The sequence below is a fragment of the Sutcliffiella horikoshii genome, from assembly GCF_019931755.1.
GTDB classification, from domain to species: domain Bacteria; phylum Bacillota; class Bacilli; order Bacillales; family Bacillaceae_I; genus Sutcliffiella_A; species Sutcliffiella_A horikoshii_E.
This window is the reverse complement of the sequence record NZ_CP082918.1, coordinates 1,260,219-1,277,200: the sequence shown is the minus strand read 5'-3', so window position 1 is coordinate 1,277,200 and position 16,982 is coordinate 1,260,219. Positions and strand designations below refer to the sequence as shown.

The following is a 16,982-nucleotide window of genomic DNA, read 5'->3' as shown; positions in this document are numbered from 1 at the left end:
TTTAGTACGCCTCCTCATTCCAAAAAAACCGTTCATCAATTAAACAAAGATTATACAAACATTATACACAATAGTAATAACTCTTACAATCAATAACACTCTTTCTATGTAAAAAACGGGTTGGAGGCTTGTACATGCTAATATGGAAATAAAAACTCCTAACCAGGAGTTTTTAATTCTTTAATACATTAAAGCGTTTTTATACTCTAATCAAAACATATTTAATCATACTTAGCAATTTATTCCTTTATTGTTACACCATAATGAGTAAACCATACATGAATTTGTGCGAGGTGAGCTAATAGTTGAGGACCTGTCATCAGCTGACCGAACCAAGGGACTTGAAAGGCTTTCCCTTCTGAAGAAACGATCTCTTGCAGCTTCTTCTTATCCATAAATTCAAGTAACGGACTATGTGTATCTTCCAGAATTTCTTTCAGCCAGTTTCTAACCAATTTCGTATAAACTGGATGATGGGTCTTTGGATAGGGACTCTTTTTCCTGTAAAGCACTTCATCTGGAAGTATTCCTTCTAAAGCTTTTCTCAAGATTCCCTTTTCCCTGTTGCCGTGCATTTTCATTTCCCAAGGGATATTCCAGACATACTCCACCAATCGGTGATCCGCAAAAGGAACGCGAACTTCCAAGCTTGCCCCCATACTCATTCTGTCCTTGCGATCTAACAGTGTTGTCATGAACCAAATCATATTTAAATAGAACAATTCGCGTCTGCGCGCTTCAACTAGACTTTCTCCTTCTAATCTAGGCGTCTCCGCTACCGTTTCTTCAAATTTGGAAGTAATATATTCATCTAGTTTCAGCTTTCTTCTCCATTCCGGTCGAAGCAGCTCCATTCTGGCTTGGGTGGAACGCATCCAAGGAAAGTTACTTGAAGCAAGATCTTCTGGTCGATGGAACCACGGGTAACCTCCAAAAATTTCATCTGCACATTCCCCAGAAAGACTTACTACATAATTCTGTTTGATTTCCCTGCAAAACCATAATAAAGAGGAGTCTATATCCGCCATTCCCGGTTGGTCTCTTACTAGCACCGCTTCTTTTAAATATGCCGCAAGATTGGTTTGTGAAATAATGGATTGATGATGAACGGTACCAAAGGTTTCCGTCATTTTTCTTATCCACTTCTCATCGGAATTTGGCTGAAATTCATTTGCTTTGAAATACTTATCATTTTCCTCATAATCAATGGAATAGGTATTTAGTGGAGGCTTTCCTTCATTTTTAAAAGCATTTGCAGCGATTGCCGTAATGGCACTTGAATCCAAGCCGCCCGAAAGGAACGTACATACCGGCACATCTGATACAAGTTGTCTTGTTACCGCATCCGTGAACAAATAGCGCACTTTCTCCACCGTTTCCTCGAAACTATCGGTATGCGGCCTGCTCTCTACATTCCAGTATCGCTTGATTTTCAGCCCTTCCCTTTTACTCATAATCATTAAATGTGCCGGCCGCAGCTCTTTGATTGCATGAAAAAGGCCATGACCTGGTGAACGAGAAGGTCCAAGTCCAAAGATTTCTGCCAATCCGTCGTATCCAACCTCACTCGAGACTTCCGGGTGAGCGAGCAGTGCTTTCAGTTCGGATCCAAAAAGCAACGTCCCCTCCCCTTGATGGTAAAATAAAGGCTTCACCCCAAGTCTGTCTCTTGCAATGAATAACTTTTCCTCTTCTTCATCCCAAATGGCAAAAGCAAAAATGCCATTTAAATGATGGACACACTCTTCTTTCCATTCCATATAGGCCGTCAGTAAAACTTCTGTGTCAGAATGCCCTTTAAAGCCATAGCCTCTTTTCATCAATTCTTTTCTAATATCTTCTGTATTATAAAGCTCACCGTTATAACAGATCGTATAGTTATCCTCTGCTTTATTCCTTGTCATCGGCTGCTTCCCGCCTTCAAGGTCAACAACAGCTAAACGTTTATGGCCAAATCCCACATGACGGTCCATCCAAATGTTTGTATCATCCGGACCACGCAATGATAAAGTTTCCGCCATCTTTTTTACTATATCCTTCTGATCCTTAATATCTTTCTTCCAATCTATCCATCCAGCAATACCGCACATATTGTCCATCCACTCCTTTTGCTTCAAGCAAACTACGGGTGTTCTATACTATGCCGGGAGTGCTTATACCATGAATTCCAGAAACACTTTCACTTTTTTTCCTTGTTAGTCTTCCTCCCAATATTCCTCTGAAAAGTGGGTAAAGTAATAAAAAAAGCATCTAGTTTAAAGGCAACCCAACTAGGGAAGAATGGCAGACACAAAGGTTTACACCTACAAATCTTGTTGACTACTGGAGGAAACGACTGTGAATCTTCAAAAAAGAAAAAACATCATTTATGAACAGAAACGCTCCTATACATGCGGGACAATTGAAAATATAAACGAACAATGGATTTTCTTTGAAGCCGAGGACGATGAAGCATTTCTTTTGGAGGAGATTTCAGAAGAAGGCATTGAAATTCTCTTTTCAAACGAATGGGTACCAGGGGTGTTATTAGAAACCGGTCAAGTTGTGTTACATACCAAGCATTTATATGAGTTAAACAATGGAGATGCCGTGCGTGTCCGTAAAAGACTTCCGCAGCCCTATATGGAGTGGCTTGAAGAATTGTCGGAAGAAGCTTTCACAAAGTTCACCACTCTATTGAACAACTCCAATATATCCATCTATGATTGTATTTATTGTTATAACACCATGCAGTTCATGGATAATATTAAAGAGCCATCCGGGGTGAATTTCCTTGTTTATGATAATGAGACATTTATATGTTCCGTTCAACACCACTTTTCAAGAGGCAAAACGGTGACCGATCGATTTGAATACACCCTGCAAACCGGCAAAAGATACATGTTCACCAACATGGAGCGCAGAAAAGCTGAATGAACGATTCAAAACTATAGTTGATAGGTTAACCGCCGCTGTTCCTTTCCGCAAATGGCTTCGCTTTCCGCGGGACGGTGCTTGAGCCTCCTCACAACGCTTCAGGGGTCTCAAGCTACCGTTACTCCCTCGCTGGAGTCTCCGCCATTTGCTCCAATCCACAGCTAGAAATTATGTTAAGATACGGTAATGCTTTTCCAGGTATCTCGATTAGATGGTTTTTCTTTAACTTAAGTTGAATGAAGCCACCTTGTTGATTGTAGTGGAAGGCGCGCAGACGCCCGCGGGAGGAAGGGACAGGTGAGACCCCGGAAGGCGAAGCCTGAGGAGGCTCACGGACCGCCCGCAGGCAAGCGAAGCGCCTGGAACGGAAATCAACGGTTATATACAATCTACTCTAGAAAAAAAACCGCGATTTAGGGATCGCGGCTTTCTTGTGTCACACCAAGCTAGGTTGACTATCATTCATAAATTTCTCGAATTCTGTTTGCTCTTTCGGCTTTGATAGATAATACCCTTGCGCAACATCACACGTTAACTGTCTAAGGATACTTAGTTGCTCCTCCGTCTCAATCCCCTCTGCAATAACATTCAAGTTAAGCCCTTTACCCATGGTAATGATGGCATGAACAATGGCAAGGTCTTTTGACTCGGCACGCAAATTTTTAATAAACGAGCGATCAATTTTTAAATTATTTATAGGAAGATCCCTTAAATAGCTTAAAGAAGAATAACCTGTCCCGAAATCATCCACGGAGATTTTAACACCCAATCCCTGCAACTCTTTCATCACCTCAATACTGTAGAAGGCGTTCTTTAACATGGCACTTTCCGTCAATTCCAAATGCAGGTGACGAGCAGAAAGCCCGGAAGTTGTTAATGCATGTTTCACCTCTGATACAAAGCTTGGTTGCTGGAACTGCTGGGCAGAAACGTTTACAGAAATGTTCAGCTCTTGATACCCCTCAACCTGTTGCCAGTTTTTTGTATGTAAACAGGCAGTTTCTAGCACCCAACCACCAATTTCTATAATTAACCCAGTTTCTTCAGCCAGAGGAATGAAATCGGCAGGTGAGACAAGTCCCAACTTCGGATGATTCCAGCGTATTAATGCCTCTGCACCAATGACGGCTTTTGAATCTATATCGATAAACGGTTGGTAACATAGGAAGAACTCATTTTTTTCAAGCGCTTTACGTAGATAACTTTCCAGTTCAATCCGGTATAATGCCTGACTATTCATATCATCGGAATAAAACTTTACTCTGTTTCCGCCAAGCTTTTTTGCTTGATTCATTGCTGCATCAGCATTCTTCAATAAACTTTCTGCCGTAATCCCATCATTTGGATACAAACTGACTCCAATACTTGCTGTCACATAGAATTCTTTCTCTAGATACCTAATAGGTTGTTTAATAGTAGTCAAGATAGACTTTGCCATTGTGATTACCTCATCTATACTCTCAAAACCCGTATAGGATAACGAAAACTTATCCCCGCCAAATCTGGCAAGGTAACAATTCGCAGGTAATAAGGCGGAAATCCGTTCAATTTCCCACTTTAGCAATTCATCGCCAACAAGATGTCCCAGGCTGTCATTAATCAATTTAAAACGGTCAAAATCAATAAAAAGCACTGCTAACTTTTCCTTACTTTTCTTCGATTCTTCCAGCTTCACTTTTAAACTTTCATGGAAGTTCTGTCTATTTGGCAAAGCTGTTGCAGGGTCATAGTAAGCCAGATAAGCCACTTTTTCTTCCGCTTTTTTCTGTGCTGTAATATCTCTTCCTATTCCAAAAACACCTGTCCTTACCCCGTCAATAACAATAGGAATATGTTTAATGAGATACGTGCTTTCTTCCCCATCCTTCTCGATCAATTCAATTTCATATGTCTGTTCCATACCATTCAAGGCTTTGAAAAAATGATCAGTCACTCTTTCAATGTCCTTTGTTTTTATGAAATTAAGTGCACTTTTACGAAGCATCTTTTTTTCTGTAAATCCAAATATTTCTTTGAATTTTGGGTTTACACTTATTATTCTGCCAAGCAAATCCACTGAAAAAGCGATGTCCCCATTGTGTTCAAATAAGGATTTATATTGTTGGTCCGAAGTTTTCATCATCCGGTTTAGCTTAACTATATCTCTAGCACTTGTTTTTTCGGGGTTATATGGTATGTTTCCTTCTGTTTTCATAAGTATATACTCCTATATATTCTTCATCTTTTTACAAAACAAGTGTAATTTTTACAATTTATTCACTTATTTTACTTTATCATATAAAACGAGAGAATACATGAATATCAGCAAAACATTTACAAAACAATAAAAAAGCTTGAATCCCGTGTAAGATGGGGATTCAAGCTTTTTTATTTATTGATTACATACCCATTGGTAGACTGAAACCTAAGTGAAGAATATATGCAAATACCACAACGAAAAGAACCCAAACCACAACTGTGGATTTTCCTTTTCTAGTGCGGACAGCAATCATTTCCATCAAGCCGATAACAACAATACCTAATACCATCTTCAATACATATTGCCCGTTTGTGAGCAATGTCCATCCAAGCTGCAAGCCTGTCACAACGATCAAGATGTAGAACACTCTAAGTACCATCGCTGTTATCTTAGCACCTTTTTCTTTTCCTGCTTTTGTTAAAAATAGTACTACGACAAACAGAATTAGTGCGATTGCCCATGTTGAAATATGCGCGTGTGTCATTTCTACTAACCTCCTTCAATTCACTCAAAACTACTAGTATCATACCATAGAGACGGAAAAAAACTAAGTAAATTACCTTTATATAAGATTTTGAATATTAACAATGATATAATACCTTTGTAAACCATTACATTCAATAATGGAGGTACTTCATTTATGACTACTAAAACACACGATATCATCAGTATGACAGAAAAATTTGGCGCCAATAATTATCACCCGCTACCAATTGTGATTTCAAAGGCACAAGGAGTATGGGTAGAAGACCCGGAAGGCAATAAGTACATGGATATGTTAAGTGCCTATTCCGCTGTCAACCAAGGACACCGCCACCCAAAAATCATTCAGGCGTTAAAAGATCAAGCAGATAAAATCACCTTGACCTCCCGCGCTTTCCACAATGACCAACTCGGTCCTTGGTATGAAAAAATGGCTAGACTAACGAAGAAAAATATGGTGTTACCAATGAATACAGGGGCAGAAGCTGTCGAAACTGCAGTTAAAGCTGTTCGCCGCTGGGCTTATGATGTGAAGGATGTGCCAGTTAACCAGGCAGAAATCATTGTATGTGAAGATAACTTCCACGGACGTACCATGACGGCTGTATCCATGTCCTCTAGTGAAGAGTATCAACAAGGTTTCGGTCCTATGCTCCCTGGTATCAAGGTGATTCCTTATGGCAGCATCGAAGCACTTAAAGGTGCCATCACACCGAACACTGCCGCTTTCATCTTCGAACCTATCCAAGGTGAAGCAGGCATCAATATACCAGCCGAAGGGTTCCTCTCAGAAGCTTATGAAATTTGTAAAGCAAACAATGTATTATATGTGGCAGATGAGATCCAAGCTGGCCTAGGACGCTCTGGAAAACTATTCGCTTGTGATTGGGAAAATGTAGAGCCTGATATGTACATATTAGGTAAAGCACTTGGCGGAGGAGTATTCCCTATTTCCTGCGTAGCAGCAAACAAAGATATCCTTGGTGTTTTCAATCCAGGATCACACGGCTCCACTTTCGGTGGAAATCCGCTAGCATGTGCAGTTTCCATGGCATCATTGGAAGTATTAGAAGAAGAAAGTTTAGTAGAGCGTTCTTACGACTTGGGGAACTATATGATGGAAGAGTTACGCACCATCAAAAACCCTATCATCAAAGAAGTTCGCGGTCGCGGACTCTTTATTGGAGTTGAATTGACGGAAGAAGCTCGCCCTTACTGCGAAAAGCTAAAAGAAGAAGGCTTGTTATGCAAAGAAACACATGAAACGGTCATCCGTTTTGCACCGCCACTCGTCATCTCCAAAGAAGACTTAGATTGGGCTATTGAAAAAGTGAAACAAGTATTATCATAATCAAAAAGCTGCCTGCTAGAATCTATTAAATCTAGCAGGCAGCTTTTTTTGCTTGTAACAAAAAATATTACTTGACCGTATTTCTTAAAACTCCTATTTTCTCGATGCATACTTCTAAAACATCTCCCCCAGTTAAAAAACGCGGTGGATCAAATCCTTTCCCTACCCCAGCAGGAGTTCCAGTCGCGATAATATCTCCCGGCTCCAGAGTCATGCCTTTAGAAATAGTTGCTATTATTTCCGGGATGGAAAAAATCACCTGGTCCGTCGAAGCAGATTGCCGGACTTCCCCGTTTACCAGCGTTTTCACCTTTAAGCTTTGTGGATCATCTATTGCTGATTTATGCACAATGACTGGTCCCAATGGACACGTTCCATCCAAACTTTTACCAAGAAAGAATTGTTTATGGCGCTTTTGCAAATCTCTAGCCGTTACATCATTCACAATTGTGTAACCAAAGATATAATCCATTGCATCTTCTTTAGCTATACCCTTTCCGCTTTTTCCAATTACAATTGCTAATTCCCCTTCATAATCCAATTGACCTGTTACATCTTCGTGTAAAGGAATGATTTCTTCATGGCCGATTACAGTGGTGGGAGCTTTCGTAAATATCATTATATGCTCCGGGATATCCTCTTCACCGCCCATCTCCAGTACATGTTCGCGGTAGTTTTTCCCGACACAAAAGATGTTTTTTCTAGGCCTTGGTACTGGCGCAAGTAGCCGAACCTCTTCCATAGGGATAAAATAATCCTTAGAATTTCGTTGTGTGAACACCCAGTCCCGCAGGCTAGCAACTATGCTGATAAAATCCTCACCAATTTCTATGCCTTCTAAAAGAGTGGTGGGCCAAACACTTTCCTCTCCTTTAGCTTCATGCGCTTTTTGAAGATCGATGACATATAGATGTGCTTCGTCGGTTAGCCCAATTCTAACTTGCCCGTTGATTTCCATAGATAATAAATGCACTAACCTATCCATCCTTCCCTCTACAAATACGGCGATTATGTAGTAATTTGTTATATTATGACTTGTTTTATCGAAGTGCTTTTTTTCTTGTAAAAGGCGTGCCATAATAAGGACAACCGCTTGCGTTATTTAATCTTATTATAATGGAGTAGAAGCAAATGTTAGCCTTAAAAATTGAATTAAAACGACAGCAAATGATTCATTGCGCAAAAGAATACGGATTTACCGCATCTCAAACTGTGAAGTGCAGTCAAGAACTTGATGTTCTGTTAAACAAGCAGTCGCAACAACAACTCCACTTATTGGAAAACCAAAATAAATATTCCTTTGCACAGTGACAAAGATGTGAAGCATATGCTTCACATCTTTTTAAATTTAGGCTTATTACCGTAAGTACCCGCTCTCCATAACCACTCCATCGGTCCATAATAGAAGTTTGCCACCCATACTCTGCTAATGATGATTTGGAAGATATATATACCAAGAACGAGCCATAGACCATAAAACGGTGTAAAAGATCCGTATAACCCTAATCCGTAACTATAGAAGATGAGCGAACAAACAACTGATTGAAACAAGTAGTTGGATAAACTCATTTTTCCTACGTACTGAAAAGGGGATAATAATTTCAAGCCTATAACTGTTCTGCTTGCAAACACAATAGATAAGAAGTAAAACACCGCACTTGCAGGACCACCTAGTCCATCCTGAAGGTATTCAGTTGTGTAGTTTTGAGCCGTGTAATACGGCAGCAACTTAAATACTAATGCCATCACAAAGGTTGCAATCCAAAGCTTTTTCATCCATGAGAGGTTTGCCTCCACATTTTCTAGCCATTTGGATTTTGCTGCTGCCGCTCCAAACAGGAACATCGGTAGAACCGACAATACAATAAAGAAGAAGTTTGCGATATTAACGAAAGACCAGTCGGCAATCCGTTGTTTCGTTATCTCCATAAATGTTCCATTGGCGTATACCTGTAATGATTGCGCAGCATTTGCCTCAAATGTGGAATAGAGGTCTGTATCTCCCATCGTCAACGTCACTACAAGCATTAATAATGACAGCAGGGCTGTTGGGCTCACAATTAGAAGAAGTCCCGTCCAAACCATCGCCTGCGAAGACATTTTCCTCATAAATAGTAAAATAAATCCACATAAAGCATATGTAATGAGAATATCCCCATGCCAGATCAAAAACGCATGTATGATGCCTATTACCAATAATACAACTAGTCTTCTGGAAAAGTATTTTGGTACAGATAGATTTTTCTCTGCTACTCTAGTTGTAAAAATAATAAAGCCATATCCGAACAAAAATGAGAATAGGGTATAAAAGCTTGCTTGGGCAATGATATCAATCCCATTCATCACTAAAATATCCCGTGTATCAGTCCAATATGTTTTTATGTTCACATAAAGCATTGGAGCAAAAAATGATGGCATGTTCACTAGAAAAATGCCTAATATCGCAATTCCCCTTATAATATCTAAAGCTACAATTCTCTCTTTTTCTTGTATAGGTGCCGCTTGCATCCAGATTCCTCCCTTTCGTACTTTCATAGTGAATATTATAGCTCTTTTTCCTTTATATTCCTATCACCAAATCCTCTTTCCTTTTTTCGTTTACACTCACCATACCGGGCTAATGTCATAGGATATAGCATAAGCGCACAGAAAAGGAGTTAACGTTTATGCCAGCAATCGTCGGAGCTGTAAATGTTAACAGCATCGGTAACTCCGGGATTTTTCATATCGGGGATGTTTTTCAAATGTCTCCAGTCAGTTCAGCCAAAACATTTGCAGGAGCAGGAAGCTTTAATACCGGAGATAATATTTCAATAAGCAACACCAACAGTCAAACCAACACTTATGATCAAGATGTTAATGATCAACCCGTTGCTTTGAATATGTAAAGCGAAATCTAATAGGAGGGGGCACGTATGGCATCCAATTTTTTCATCAATCAAAGTATCGTCATCCACCATCTGAAAATAGGAGGTATATCGAACTCCTCCGTTTTTCAGATAGGTAGTGCGGGAGTTATTAAGTCCTTATCAAATTTATACAATACTGGTAACTTTGTCGGACCCGCACCTGTAAGCAGTGCCGAGATAGCAGAAGAACAACCAAGTGAAACACCTCCAAGTTCATCTGAAATATTTGTCCCATTAACAGGTTCAAGGTAAATTTACATTCTGGGCATTCACCCATTTTCAGTGTTTGCATAAAGTATTAGAGATGATTCTTGACGCTTAAACAGCAACCAATGAAAGGGGTGGTCGGATGTACAATAACTATCAGTATTTTTATCAATCGCAGCAACAGATCCAGCAACTTCAACAAGTAGTAGAAAACCAGACGAAACAGATTTCCACCCTCGAGGAACTGGTGAAACTTATGCAACAGGAAATCACCCAATTAAAAGAAAAACCAAGTATGAATATCGAACGAATTGAGTATAAATTTGATCAACTTAAGGTAGAAACGTTGGAAGGCACATTGAATATCGGGTTGACACCTGGGTCCGCAGGTGAGATTGAAGATTTCGTTGTAACCCAAAACAACCTAGAAGTTCCTGTACCTCAACGAAACCAGAATTTAGCCCAAGGTATTGAAGCAGACTTACGGGAATATCTCAACAAAAATGGAAAAGCAAAGATTGACCAGATAGCGAAACAGCAAGGCAGAACTCTCGAAAAACACTATCATGATTTCATGATTCAAGATGTAAACAATCAACTAGCTTCACGTGTGAATCACACGTTAAATACGATTACGGCCGAAGCTGTCCAAAAGGGCTACAATGATGAAAAAATTAAGGAAATAGCGATTCAACAGCTTCAAGGGGATATGGATAAAGCTTTTGCTGTCTTTATTCAAACTCTTCCTCAAAAAAAATAGATGTGTGGTGTTAACATATGAACTTTCAAGTGACAAACCATAATCTGCAAGTGAATAATGTCGATATCCTTGGGGTTTCTTCCTCTTCTATTTTTCTGGTCGGGGATACCCAGAACATTTGCCTGACATCTTATTTCGACACTCCCCCTGAATCATTGGTAATTGGACCATTTGTTCCATTAACTACGGAATAGCCTATGAGAATTTCCAGAGTAAACGAGATTAATTTGCACTCTTTGTCCTTTAGCTCTTATTTTCATATTGGGGATTCGTACTATATTAATGCCAAGTCCAGGGCTCTCGCTGTAAAAAGAGAGTTTCCGAAATTTTATGGGAACGAAGGGAATTTCTCTGAGTTCCCAATATTTACGATGCAGTCCCCGACTCCAGTTTTAACAGAACGTGTAAATATGTCTGTAAATAATGTAAACCCAAACATTTGTGTGAATCATATCAAGATTAAAGGGGTCTCTTCTTCCTCTGTCCTGCAAATCGGTTCATCCCAGACAATCTGCGCGGAAGCCAGGGTTAAACATACAAGGCAACTACTTGGCCCAGAGGTTCATAAAGCAATGGGAATACCAGATACTCCAAAAAAGAGCGAGGATGATTAGATTTTCAGTATCTTCACCTTTTAGGGGAGGTTTCATATAGTATAAGTATCATAAAAACATGAGTGCGCTCACTCAAAAAACAAAAAGGATGTTCTACATGCCAGCTATCGTAGGTCCGGTTGCCATCAACAGTGTAGGCGGAGGCGTCATCAATTTCGGGGATTCCTTCTACATCTCCCCTAAATCAGCCTCCAAAACCTCAGCAGGATCCGGTGCACTAAACACCGGCAACTTCGTCATCACCAACAACGGTCTATCCGCCACCAACACCATCGACCCTGACATCAATGACCAGGATATTGTGGCGAATAACTAACAAAAGAAAAAAGAGAAAAAAAAGAAAAAAGGGGGTCAGACCCCTCTAGGACTTTCCCCTTCCACCCCGAAATACCACAAAACCCGTGCCAACGCAAGTGGCACGGGTTTTGGTTTTTTTGTTGGTATTATCGGATTTTATCGTTTTTGTTTTCGTTCGTTTGACTTGCGTGTTAGTGGGATTTTGGTAGATGGCTGTTTTTGGATCCATTTGATGAAGGAGGCAATCTTTGGGTCATCCTTCAGGAGAAGAACTGTATTCAGACGGATGGCCAGTTCTTCATTCGTGTATAAGGCGTGTATTTGTTTATGACATGGAATACAAAGATTAGCCGTCGGCAGAAAGGTCCCTCCCATTTCCTTTGGGGTTAGATGATGGACCGTTATTTCCACCTCTTCTCTTTCACAAAGCTCACAGGTTCCGATGTCGTGCTTTTTCTTCTTTCCCATTTCAAATACACCTCCCCCATTCAAATTCAACATCCATACACATCCATTAACCCTTCACATTACTACAATAAAATAATCATAAATTTTCCAACGTCACGACCGAACCTTTCCCAGAAGACTGTGCAGGTGTAACAACCAATCGTCTCGGCAAACGTGCCCTTAGCTCTTGTACGTGGGAAATGACCCCTACTGCCAGATGGTCGGACTGAAGCTTCTCCAATGCCGTAACTACTGCATCCAGTAACTCTGAATCAAGTGTCCCAAAGCCCTCATCAAGGAAGAAGAACTGCAGTGGGTATTCTCCTCTTAACTGAATTTGAGCGGAAAGGGACAATGCAAGTGCCAAGGAAGTAAGGAATGTTTCTCCACCAGAAAGCGTGGAAACTGGTCTTCTTACACCACCATTGGCATCGTCACGGATAATGAAGCCTCCATTTGAGTCCATTTCCAATGCATATCTTTGGCGGGTAAGCTGTCCCAATCTTTCTGAAGCATCTCTGCTTATTTGATGCAACTGCTCTTCGGCCAAGTATTCAACAAAACTGTTCCCTTTAAAGACACTCTGCAGCTTTTGATATGCTTGAGTCTCCTCGGAGAGCTTGGTCTTCTTTTCCTCGAGAACCCTAAACCGTTCATTACGATCTTTTAATGAAAGAAGATTCTGTTGAAGTGCACTTTTTCTTTCAATTCCATCGCGAAGATCCTTACGGGCAGACTGCAATTGCTCTTGGGAATCTACCCATTCTGCTTCACTCAATCTTTCTGTGCCAATTAATGCATTCAAACGAGAGAGGTCCTTTTCAATGGCCTTTCTTTCCTCCCAGTACTGTTCTATTTGTTCTTTCCACATTTCTTTTGAATCTATATGAACAATTGCTGACTCAACAGCATCCATAGATGTGAACACGGATTTTTCTAGCTCATGTTTCCATTTTTCCTGGAGGAGAGCAAGGCGTGACAACGTTTCCTTTACCATCTGTTCACTGTGTGAAGCAGCTTTTTCCCTTTCTTGAGCATGCTGCTGGGATTCAATCCATTTTTGGTAGTTTTCTCTTTCCAGCCTCTTTAGGTTTTCCACATCATGCTCAATACGCTTCAGCTCATCTTTGATATTATTCTCTCCAACGATGGACTTTATTTCTTCTAGCGTATCTTTCATACGATTCTGAATCTGTTCGAGTTGCAATTCCTCTTGGTAAATAGTCTTTTCGATTTCTCTTTTCTTATCTAGTGCTTCTTTTAATTCTTTCTCTTTTGATTCAATAAAATCCACACTAGTATTTATTCTTTCCTGCAGGTCCAAACGTTTCTTGTCCGCTTCTTTGGCAGCTTGATAGGTGGTTTCAATTTCTTCATATTTTTCTTCTTCGAAATCTCTGTCCCACTTGTTTTTCTTTTCTACCAACTCCTGTTTTGTATCTTCTAGACGCTTTATCCATGCTTCAAGCTGTTCCGTATAGCTTGAAGCAAGCTTTGCTGTTTCTTTAAAGGTGCCTGACCATGTTTTAAGGTAGTTGTCCACCTTCTCTTTCTTTTCTTGCAACTGTATGAGATCTTGAACGAAAGCTTTTTGTTCTGTTGCAATTCTATGGTACTTTTCAGCAAGCAGCACCGCTGTATCCTTGGACTCGTTCAATTCCTTGTCCCACAGATCCCATTTCTCCAATGATTCCTTCGGGGTAGGCAAGTCTTTTTCCCCTTCAAGTTCTCGATGAAGTTCTGTAGCTATTTGCTCTAATTTAAACTTAATTTTCAGGTTTTCCTGTTTTTGCTGTGAAATCGCAGCAGGCATTTTCCCTACTCCGGTTTCTTCTTTGGTGCTTGCTATTTCCCTATGAGCTTGATGAGAAGCTAGACCAGGATGCTCTGTGGAACCACAAACTGGACATGCATCTCCGTTTTCAAGGGATTTGGCCAACTCCAATGCAAGTTGATGGATTTTAGCATCATCCGCAAGTTTTTGTTCCGCTTCTAAAAACTGTTCAATCTGCCTTTCCAGCCAATCAAGCTGTTGTGCCATTTCTGATGCATGATCATAGTGTTTCTCTGTATTTTGGAAAATTTCTAAGAGAGTTTCTTTTCCCTTATTCAGATTTGCTTCCGCTTTTTGATTCTCCGCCTGAAACGAAGAGATTTTGTTTTGCAGCGTTTGTACTTCTGCTCCATTTTCCTTCATTTTTTTCTCAATGAGCAGTATCTCTTGTTTCTTGTCAAATGCTTTCTGCAGTAATTCTAGACGTGCAGGTGCAAACGCAAGGGAGGCAAGCTCCTCTTTTATTGTCTTTTGCTTGTTTACTGCCTTGGTATACAGCTCCTTAGCTTTTTCTTCCTGAGTGTGTAATGTAGAAAATACTTCTTTATTAGAAGCCAAAGAACGTTTGTGTTCTTCCATTTTGGGCTGATAGGCAGTCAATCCGTCTTCCAGGTTTCTCGCACGTTCTAACTTTTCTTTCTTTGCCAGCAGCACAGGGAATTCTGCTTCTTTCTTACCCCTTGTTGCTTCATACGTTTTCAACGCTTGGTCCAATGCTCCTTTTGCAGATTCATTGGCTTTTTGGTCAAAGTTATTTCTTCGCTTCCACTCTAATAAAGCTTTTTCTACTTCTTTCAAATCTTCCAATAAAGGTTTTAAGCTCTCTGCCTGTTCTGCCAATGTATAGGAAGTTTCTAGCTCCTTAATAGAAGCCTCTTGTAATAAGTAAGAGTGAAGCTTTTTTTCCACCTGAGCCTTTTCTACTTGCCTTTCCCACTGCTTCTTTTTTTGCTCAAATGCATGTTCCATCTCTTGAAGTGCTTTTTCTGACCTTTTAACAAGCGCTTCTACTTCTCTGAACGCTTTTTCCGCTTCTTTTACCGCCTCATCTGAAGCCTCGCCCAACCCTAACTGCTCGGCATGTATTTCTCCCAAGAGTCTCGTTTTTTCTTGCAGCTCTTCCTTAATTTTTCGGGAAAGCTGATCACCGTATTTTTCTAACTGGAAAAGGCGTTGCAGCATTTGTCTTCTGTCCGCACCTTTAAGCGATAGAAATTCCGCAAATTTACCTTGTGGCAACACAACGGCTCTGGTGAAATCATCAATGGTTAGGCCGAGTATCTCTTGAATGGCCTGGTTCACTTCACTAGCCTTATCCGCAATCACGATATGCTCACTTTCTTTTACTTCCGTCAATCTTGAAATTCCTGATTTCACGCGGATATCATCTGTTCGTTTAAAGGTCCGTTCCACTTTAAAACGTTGCTTCCCTTTAGCATTTTCCAGTTCAAATAAAAAGGAAACTTCCAACTGGTTTTCCGCATGATTCATAATTCCTTGCGTATTATTGGAGGCCCGCTCTACTTTTCCGTACAATGCAAGCGTCATCCCATCCAATATGGAGGATTTCCCACTTCCGGTGGGCCCAAAGATTCCAAACACTCCACCTTCACAAAGCAATTCAAAGTCAATTATTTGTTTTTCCCGGAAGCTGTGAAGCCCTCCGATCGTCAATGTGATTGGTTTCATACTTGCTCCTCCTTCAACGTGTCATCCTGCAATAAGGAGAGAAATAATCGGACTAGTTCTTCCTCAGGTTTTGCGCCTCCTGACTGTTTTTCATAAAACCTCACAAACAGTTCCTCAATTGGAACACTGTCCATCTTTACCGCTTTTCTCTCCTCGACCATTTCCGGAAAAATAGGACGGATATGGAGGATGCCATCGTGATGTTTTCGGATGCGGTGGATCTCTTCCATGGATAAAGCATTGGTGACATGTATTTCAAGATCTACCCATGCATTGCTGTCTTTCTTTTCTTCTAGCCAACTATAAACTTGTTGGACTCCTTCTGTTGCCTTCCATTTTACAAGAGGCTTTCCACTAGAAAGGTAGATTTCTTTCGTTTCTACTTCTTTACCAGGCTTAGCATCAATAATGGTTACACTTTTCGTATATCCAGCTTCTGAAAAGCTATAAGCAAGCGGTGAGCCTGAGTATCTGGCAGCCGTTTTGGCACGTTTGATGGTTTGAGGGCGATGTAAATGACCTAAGGCAACATATTGAGCTTGCTCTGGCAAACTTTCTGCTGCCACCGTAAATGCTCCGCCTACTTCGATTGGGCGTTCCGAATCCGTGGAATTTCCACCGGCAACAAAAAGATGGCTCATTGCGATATTCACAGAGGACTCGGTAAATTGTTCACACATCTTATCAAAAAACTGGCGAATTCTTGCATTATAATGATCCCTGATCACTTTTTCTTCAAACTCTTCGGAAAGCACTTCGTTTAACCTGGACTCTGAAGGGTAGGGTAAAGAAGCTAGCTTCAAAGTTTCTTCCGTTGTGGGGACATAGATGCTCTGAACGTCCATTGTGGGGTATCCTAGCAAGGAGATATTCTGTGAGCTTGCAAGAGGTCTGGATGCAGAAAGACGGTCTGGATTATCATGGTTCCCTGCAATAACGGCAACCGGCCTTTTCCCATTGTTTGATAGCTGTTGTAGCGACTCATAGAAAAGCACTTCTGCCTGTGCCGGGGGATTGACAGTATCATAGACATCTCCCGCCATCAGTACCACATCCACTTTTTCTTCTTCTACGATTTGCAGAAGTTCTTCTAAAAATTGTGCCTGCTCTGGCAAACGACTTCTTCCTTCTAAGGTTTTGCCCAAATGCCAGTCGGCAGTATGAAGTATGCGCATCTTCTTTCTTCCCTTCCATGAAAGTGGCTCAAGCAACAAATTTTTCATCCTCTGACATTTG

General features: G+C 40.6%; 17 protein-coding genes. 9 read left to right on the top strand and 8 right to left on the bottom strand.

The genetic code is table 11. The features are described 5' to 3' along the window. Positions 1 to 239: 239 nt before the first annotated feature. The gene (gene asnB / locus K7887_RS06545) at positions 240 to 2,090 is read right to left on the bottom strand and encodes an asparagine synthase (glutamine-hydrolyzing) (protein ID WP_223492732.1); all 1,851 of its coding nucleotides are present in this window, start codon (positions 2,088 to 2,090) and stop codon (positions 240 to 242) included. Positions 2,091 to 2,337: 247 nt separating this feature from the next. Here asnB and K7887_RS06540 point away from each other — a divergent pair, with 247 nt between their 5' ends. Then, entirely contained in the window at positions 2,338 to 2,916 is a 579-nt protein-coding gene (locus K7887_RS06540) for a DUF2777 family protein (RefSeq protein ID WP_010192108.1), read from the top strand. Between the two features lie 436 nt (positions 2,917 to 3,352). On the opposite strand, the gene K7887_RS06535 is transcribed toward K7887_RS06540, so the two are convergent. Continuing rightward, on the bottom strand, positions 3,353 to 5,110 hold the full coding sequence (locus K7887_RS06535) for a sensor domain-containing protein (RefSeq protein ID WP_223492731.1): 1,758 nt from the start codon (positions 5,108 to 5,110) through the stop codon (positions 3,353 to 3,355). 184 nt (positions 5,111 to 5,294) lie between these two features. Further along, positions 5,295 to 5,639, bottom strand: coding sequence for a DUF1516 family protein (locus tag K7887_RS06530; protein ID WP_148978650.1), 345 nt, complete (start codon positions 5,637 to 5,639; stop codon positions 5,295 to 5,297). A 156-nt stretch (positions 5,640 to 5,795) separates the two neighbouring features. On the opposite strand from K7887_RS06530, the gene K7887_RS06525 reads away from it, so the two are divergent. After that, the gene (locus tag K7887_RS06525) at positions 5,796 to 6,989 is read left to right on the top strand and encodes an ornithine--oxo-acid transaminase (RefSeq protein WP_223492730.1); all 1,194 of its coding nucleotides are present in this window, start codon (positions 5,796 to 5,798) and stop codon (positions 6,987 to 6,989) included. Positions 6,990 to 7,056: 67 nt separating this feature from the next. Here the strand turns inward: K7887_RS06525 and K7887_RS06520 are convergent, their stop codons facing one another. Continuing rightward, a complete protein-coding gene (locus tag K7887_RS06520) occupies positions 7,057 to 7,974 on the bottom strand; it encodes a fumarylacetoacetate hydrolase family protein (RefSeq protein ID WP_223492728.1) in 918 nt (305 codons plus the stop codon). Positions 7,975 to 8,120: 146 nt separating this feature from the next. Here K7887_RS06520 and K7887_RS06515 point away from each other — a divergent pair, with 146 nt between their 5' ends. Then, positions 8,121 to 8,300 (top strand): aspartyl-phosphate phosphatase Spo0E family protein, encoded by a 180-nt coding sequence (locus K7887_RS06515; protein ID WP_223492727.1) that lies wholly within the window; start codon positions 8,121 to 8,123, stop codon positions 8,298 to 8,300. 21 nt (positions 8,301 to 8,321) lie between these two features. Here the strand turns inward: K7887_RS06515 and K7887_RS06510 are convergent, their stop codons facing one another. Next, on the bottom strand, positions 8,322 to 9,497 hold the full coding sequence (locus K7887_RS06510; RefSeq protein WP_223492726.1) for a DUF418 domain-containing protein: 1,176 nt from the start codon (positions 9,495 to 9,497) through the stop codon (positions 8,322 to 8,324). 158 nt (positions 9,498 to 9,655) lie between these two features. Here K7887_RS06510 and K7887_RS06505 point away from each other — a divergent pair, with 158 nt between their 5' ends. The 6 genes from K7887_RS06505 to K7887_RS06480 all read left to right on the top strand — a co-directional run bounded on the left by K7887_RS06505 (position 9,656) and on the right by K7887_RS06480 (position 11,795). Continuing rightward, positions 9,656 to 9,877, top strand: a complete 222-nt coding sequence (locus K7887_RS06505; protein WP_223492725.1) for a spore germination protein — start codon at positions 9,656 to 9,658, stop codon at positions 9,875 to 9,877. Between the two features lie 27 nt (positions 9,878 to 9,904). Next, entirely contained in the window at positions 9,905 to 10,150 is a 246-nt protein-coding gene (locus tag K7887_RS06500) for a spore germination protein GerPB (protein ID WP_223492724.1), read from the top strand. A gap of 97 nt (positions 10,151 to 10,247) precedes the next feature. Next, positions 10,248 to 10,865 (top strand): spore germination protein GerPC, encoded by a 618-nt coding sequence (gene gerPC / locus K7887_RS06495; protein WP_223492723.1) that lies wholly within the window; start codon positions 10,248 to 10,250, stop codon positions 10,863 to 10,865. A gap of 17 nt (positions 10,866 to 10,882) precedes the next feature. Next, positions 10,883 to 11,059 (top strand): hypothetical protein, encoded by a 177-nt coding sequence (locus tag K7887_RS06490; protein WP_010192131.1) that lies wholly within the window; start codon positions 10,883 to 10,885, stop codon positions 11,057 to 11,059. 3 nt (positions 11,060 to 11,062) lie between these two features. Continuing rightward, on the top strand, positions 11,063 to 11,479 hold the full coding sequence (locus K7887_RS06485; protein ID WP_223492722.1) for a spore germination protein GerPE: 417 nt from the start codon (positions 11,063 to 11,065) through the stop codon (positions 11,477 to 11,479). A 97-nt stretch (positions 11,480 to 11,576) separates the two neighbouring features. Beyond that, the gene (locus tag K7887_RS06480) at positions 11,577 to 11,795 is read left to right on the top strand and encodes a spore germination protein (RefSeq protein ID WP_010192140.1); all 219 of its coding nucleotides are present in this window, start codon (positions 11,577 to 11,579) and stop codon (positions 11,793 to 11,795) included. A 137-nt stretch (positions 11,796 to 11,932) separates the two neighbouring features. Here K7887_RS06480 and K7887_RS06475 read toward each other — a convergent pair whose 3' ends face one another. From K7887_RS06475 to sbcD, 3 genes are all read right to left on the bottom strand, one after another. Next, complete coding sequence (locus K7887_RS06475) at positions 11,933 to 12,244, bottom strand: HNH endonuclease (protein ID WP_223492721.1); 312 nt, start codon at positions 12,242 to 12,244, stop codon at positions 11,933 to 11,935. Positions 12,245 to 12,320: 76 nt separating this feature from the next. Continuing rightward, the gene (locus K7887_RS06470) at positions 12,321 to 15,746 is read right to left on the bottom strand and encodes an SbcC/MukB-like Walker B domain-containing protein (RefSeq protein ID WP_223492720.1); all 3,426 of its coding nucleotides are present in this window, start codon (positions 15,744 to 15,746) and stop codon (positions 12,321 to 12,323) included. Further along, entirely contained in the window at positions 15,743 to 16,921 is a 1,179-nt protein-coding gene (gene sbcD / locus K7887_RS06465; RefSeq protein ID WP_223493595.1) for an exonuclease SbcCD subunit D C-terminal domain-containing protein, read from the bottom strand. The genes K7887_RS06470 and sbcD overlap by 4 nt, the downstream gene beginning before the upstream one ends. Positions 16,922 to 16,982: the final 61 nt, after the last annotated feature.

What these genes read in the sequence shown, in the direction of transcription:
- asnB (WP_223492732.1), bottom strand. Translation starts at nt 2,090, where the DNA reads ATGTGCGGTATTGCTGGATGGATAGATTGGAAGAAAGATATTAAGGAT.
- K7887_RS06535 (WP_223492731.1), bottom strand. Translation starts at nt 5,110, where the DNA reads ATGAAAACAGAAGGAAACATACCATATAACCCCGAAAAAACAAGTGCT.
- K7887_RS06530 (WP_148978650.1), bottom strand. Translation starts at nt 5,639, where the DNA reads ATGACACACGCGCATATTTCAACATGGGCAATCGCACTAATTCTGTTT.
- K7887_RS06525 (WP_223492730.1), top strand. Translation starts at nt 5,796, where the DNA reads ATGACTACTAAAACACACGATATCATCAGTATGACAGAAAAATTTGGC.
- K7887_RS06520 (WP_223492728.1), bottom strand. Translation starts at nt 7,974, where the DNA reads ATGGATAGGTTAGTGCATTTATTATCTATGGAAATCAACGGGCAAGTT.
- K7887_RS06515 (WP_223492727.1), top strand. Translation starts at nt 8,121, where the DNA reads ATGTTAGCCTTAAAAATTGAATTAAAACGACAGCAAATGATTCATTGC.
- K7887_RS06510 (WP_223492726.1), bottom strand. Translation starts at nt 9,497, where the DNA reads ATGCAAGCGGCACCTATACAAGAAAAAGAGAGAATTGTAGCTTTAGAT.
- K7887_RS06505 (WP_223492725.1), top strand. Translation starts at nt 9,656, where the DNA reads ATGCCAGCAATCGTCGGAGCTGTAAATGTTAACAGCATCGGTAACTCC.
- K7887_RS06500 (WP_223492724.1), top strand. Translation starts at nt 9,905, where the DNA reads ATGGCATCCAATTTTTTCATCAATCAAAGTATCGTCATCCACCATCTG.
- gerPC (WP_223492723.1), top strand. Translation starts at nt 10,248, where the DNA reads ATGTACAATAACTATCAGTATTTTTATCAATCGCAGCAACAGATCCAG.
- K7887_RS06490 (WP_010192131.1), top strand. Translation starts at nt 10,883, where the DNA reads ATGAACTTTCAAGTGACAAACCATAATCTGCAAGTGAATAATGTCGAT.
- K7887_RS06485 (WP_223492722.1), top strand. Translation starts at nt 11,063, where the DNA reads ATGAGAATTTCCAGAGTAAACGAGATTAATTTGCACTCTTTGTCCTTT.
- K7887_RS06480 (WP_010192140.1), top strand. Translation starts at nt 11,577, where the DNA reads ATGCCAGCTATCGTAGGTCCGGTTGCCATCAACAGTGTAGGCGGAGGC.
- K7887_RS06475 (WP_223492721.1), bottom strand. Translation starts at nt 12,244, where the DNA reads ATGGGAAAGAAGAAAAAGCACGACATCGGAACCTGTGAGCTTTGTGAA.
- K7887_RS06470 (WP_223492720.1), bottom strand. Translation starts at nt 15,746, where the DNA reads ATGAAACCAATCACATTGACGATCGGAGGGCTTCACAGCTTCCGGGAA.
- sbcD (WP_223493595.1), bottom strand. Translation starts at nt 16,921, where the DNA reads ATGCGCATACTTCATACTGCCGACTGGCATTTGGGCAAAACCTTAGAA.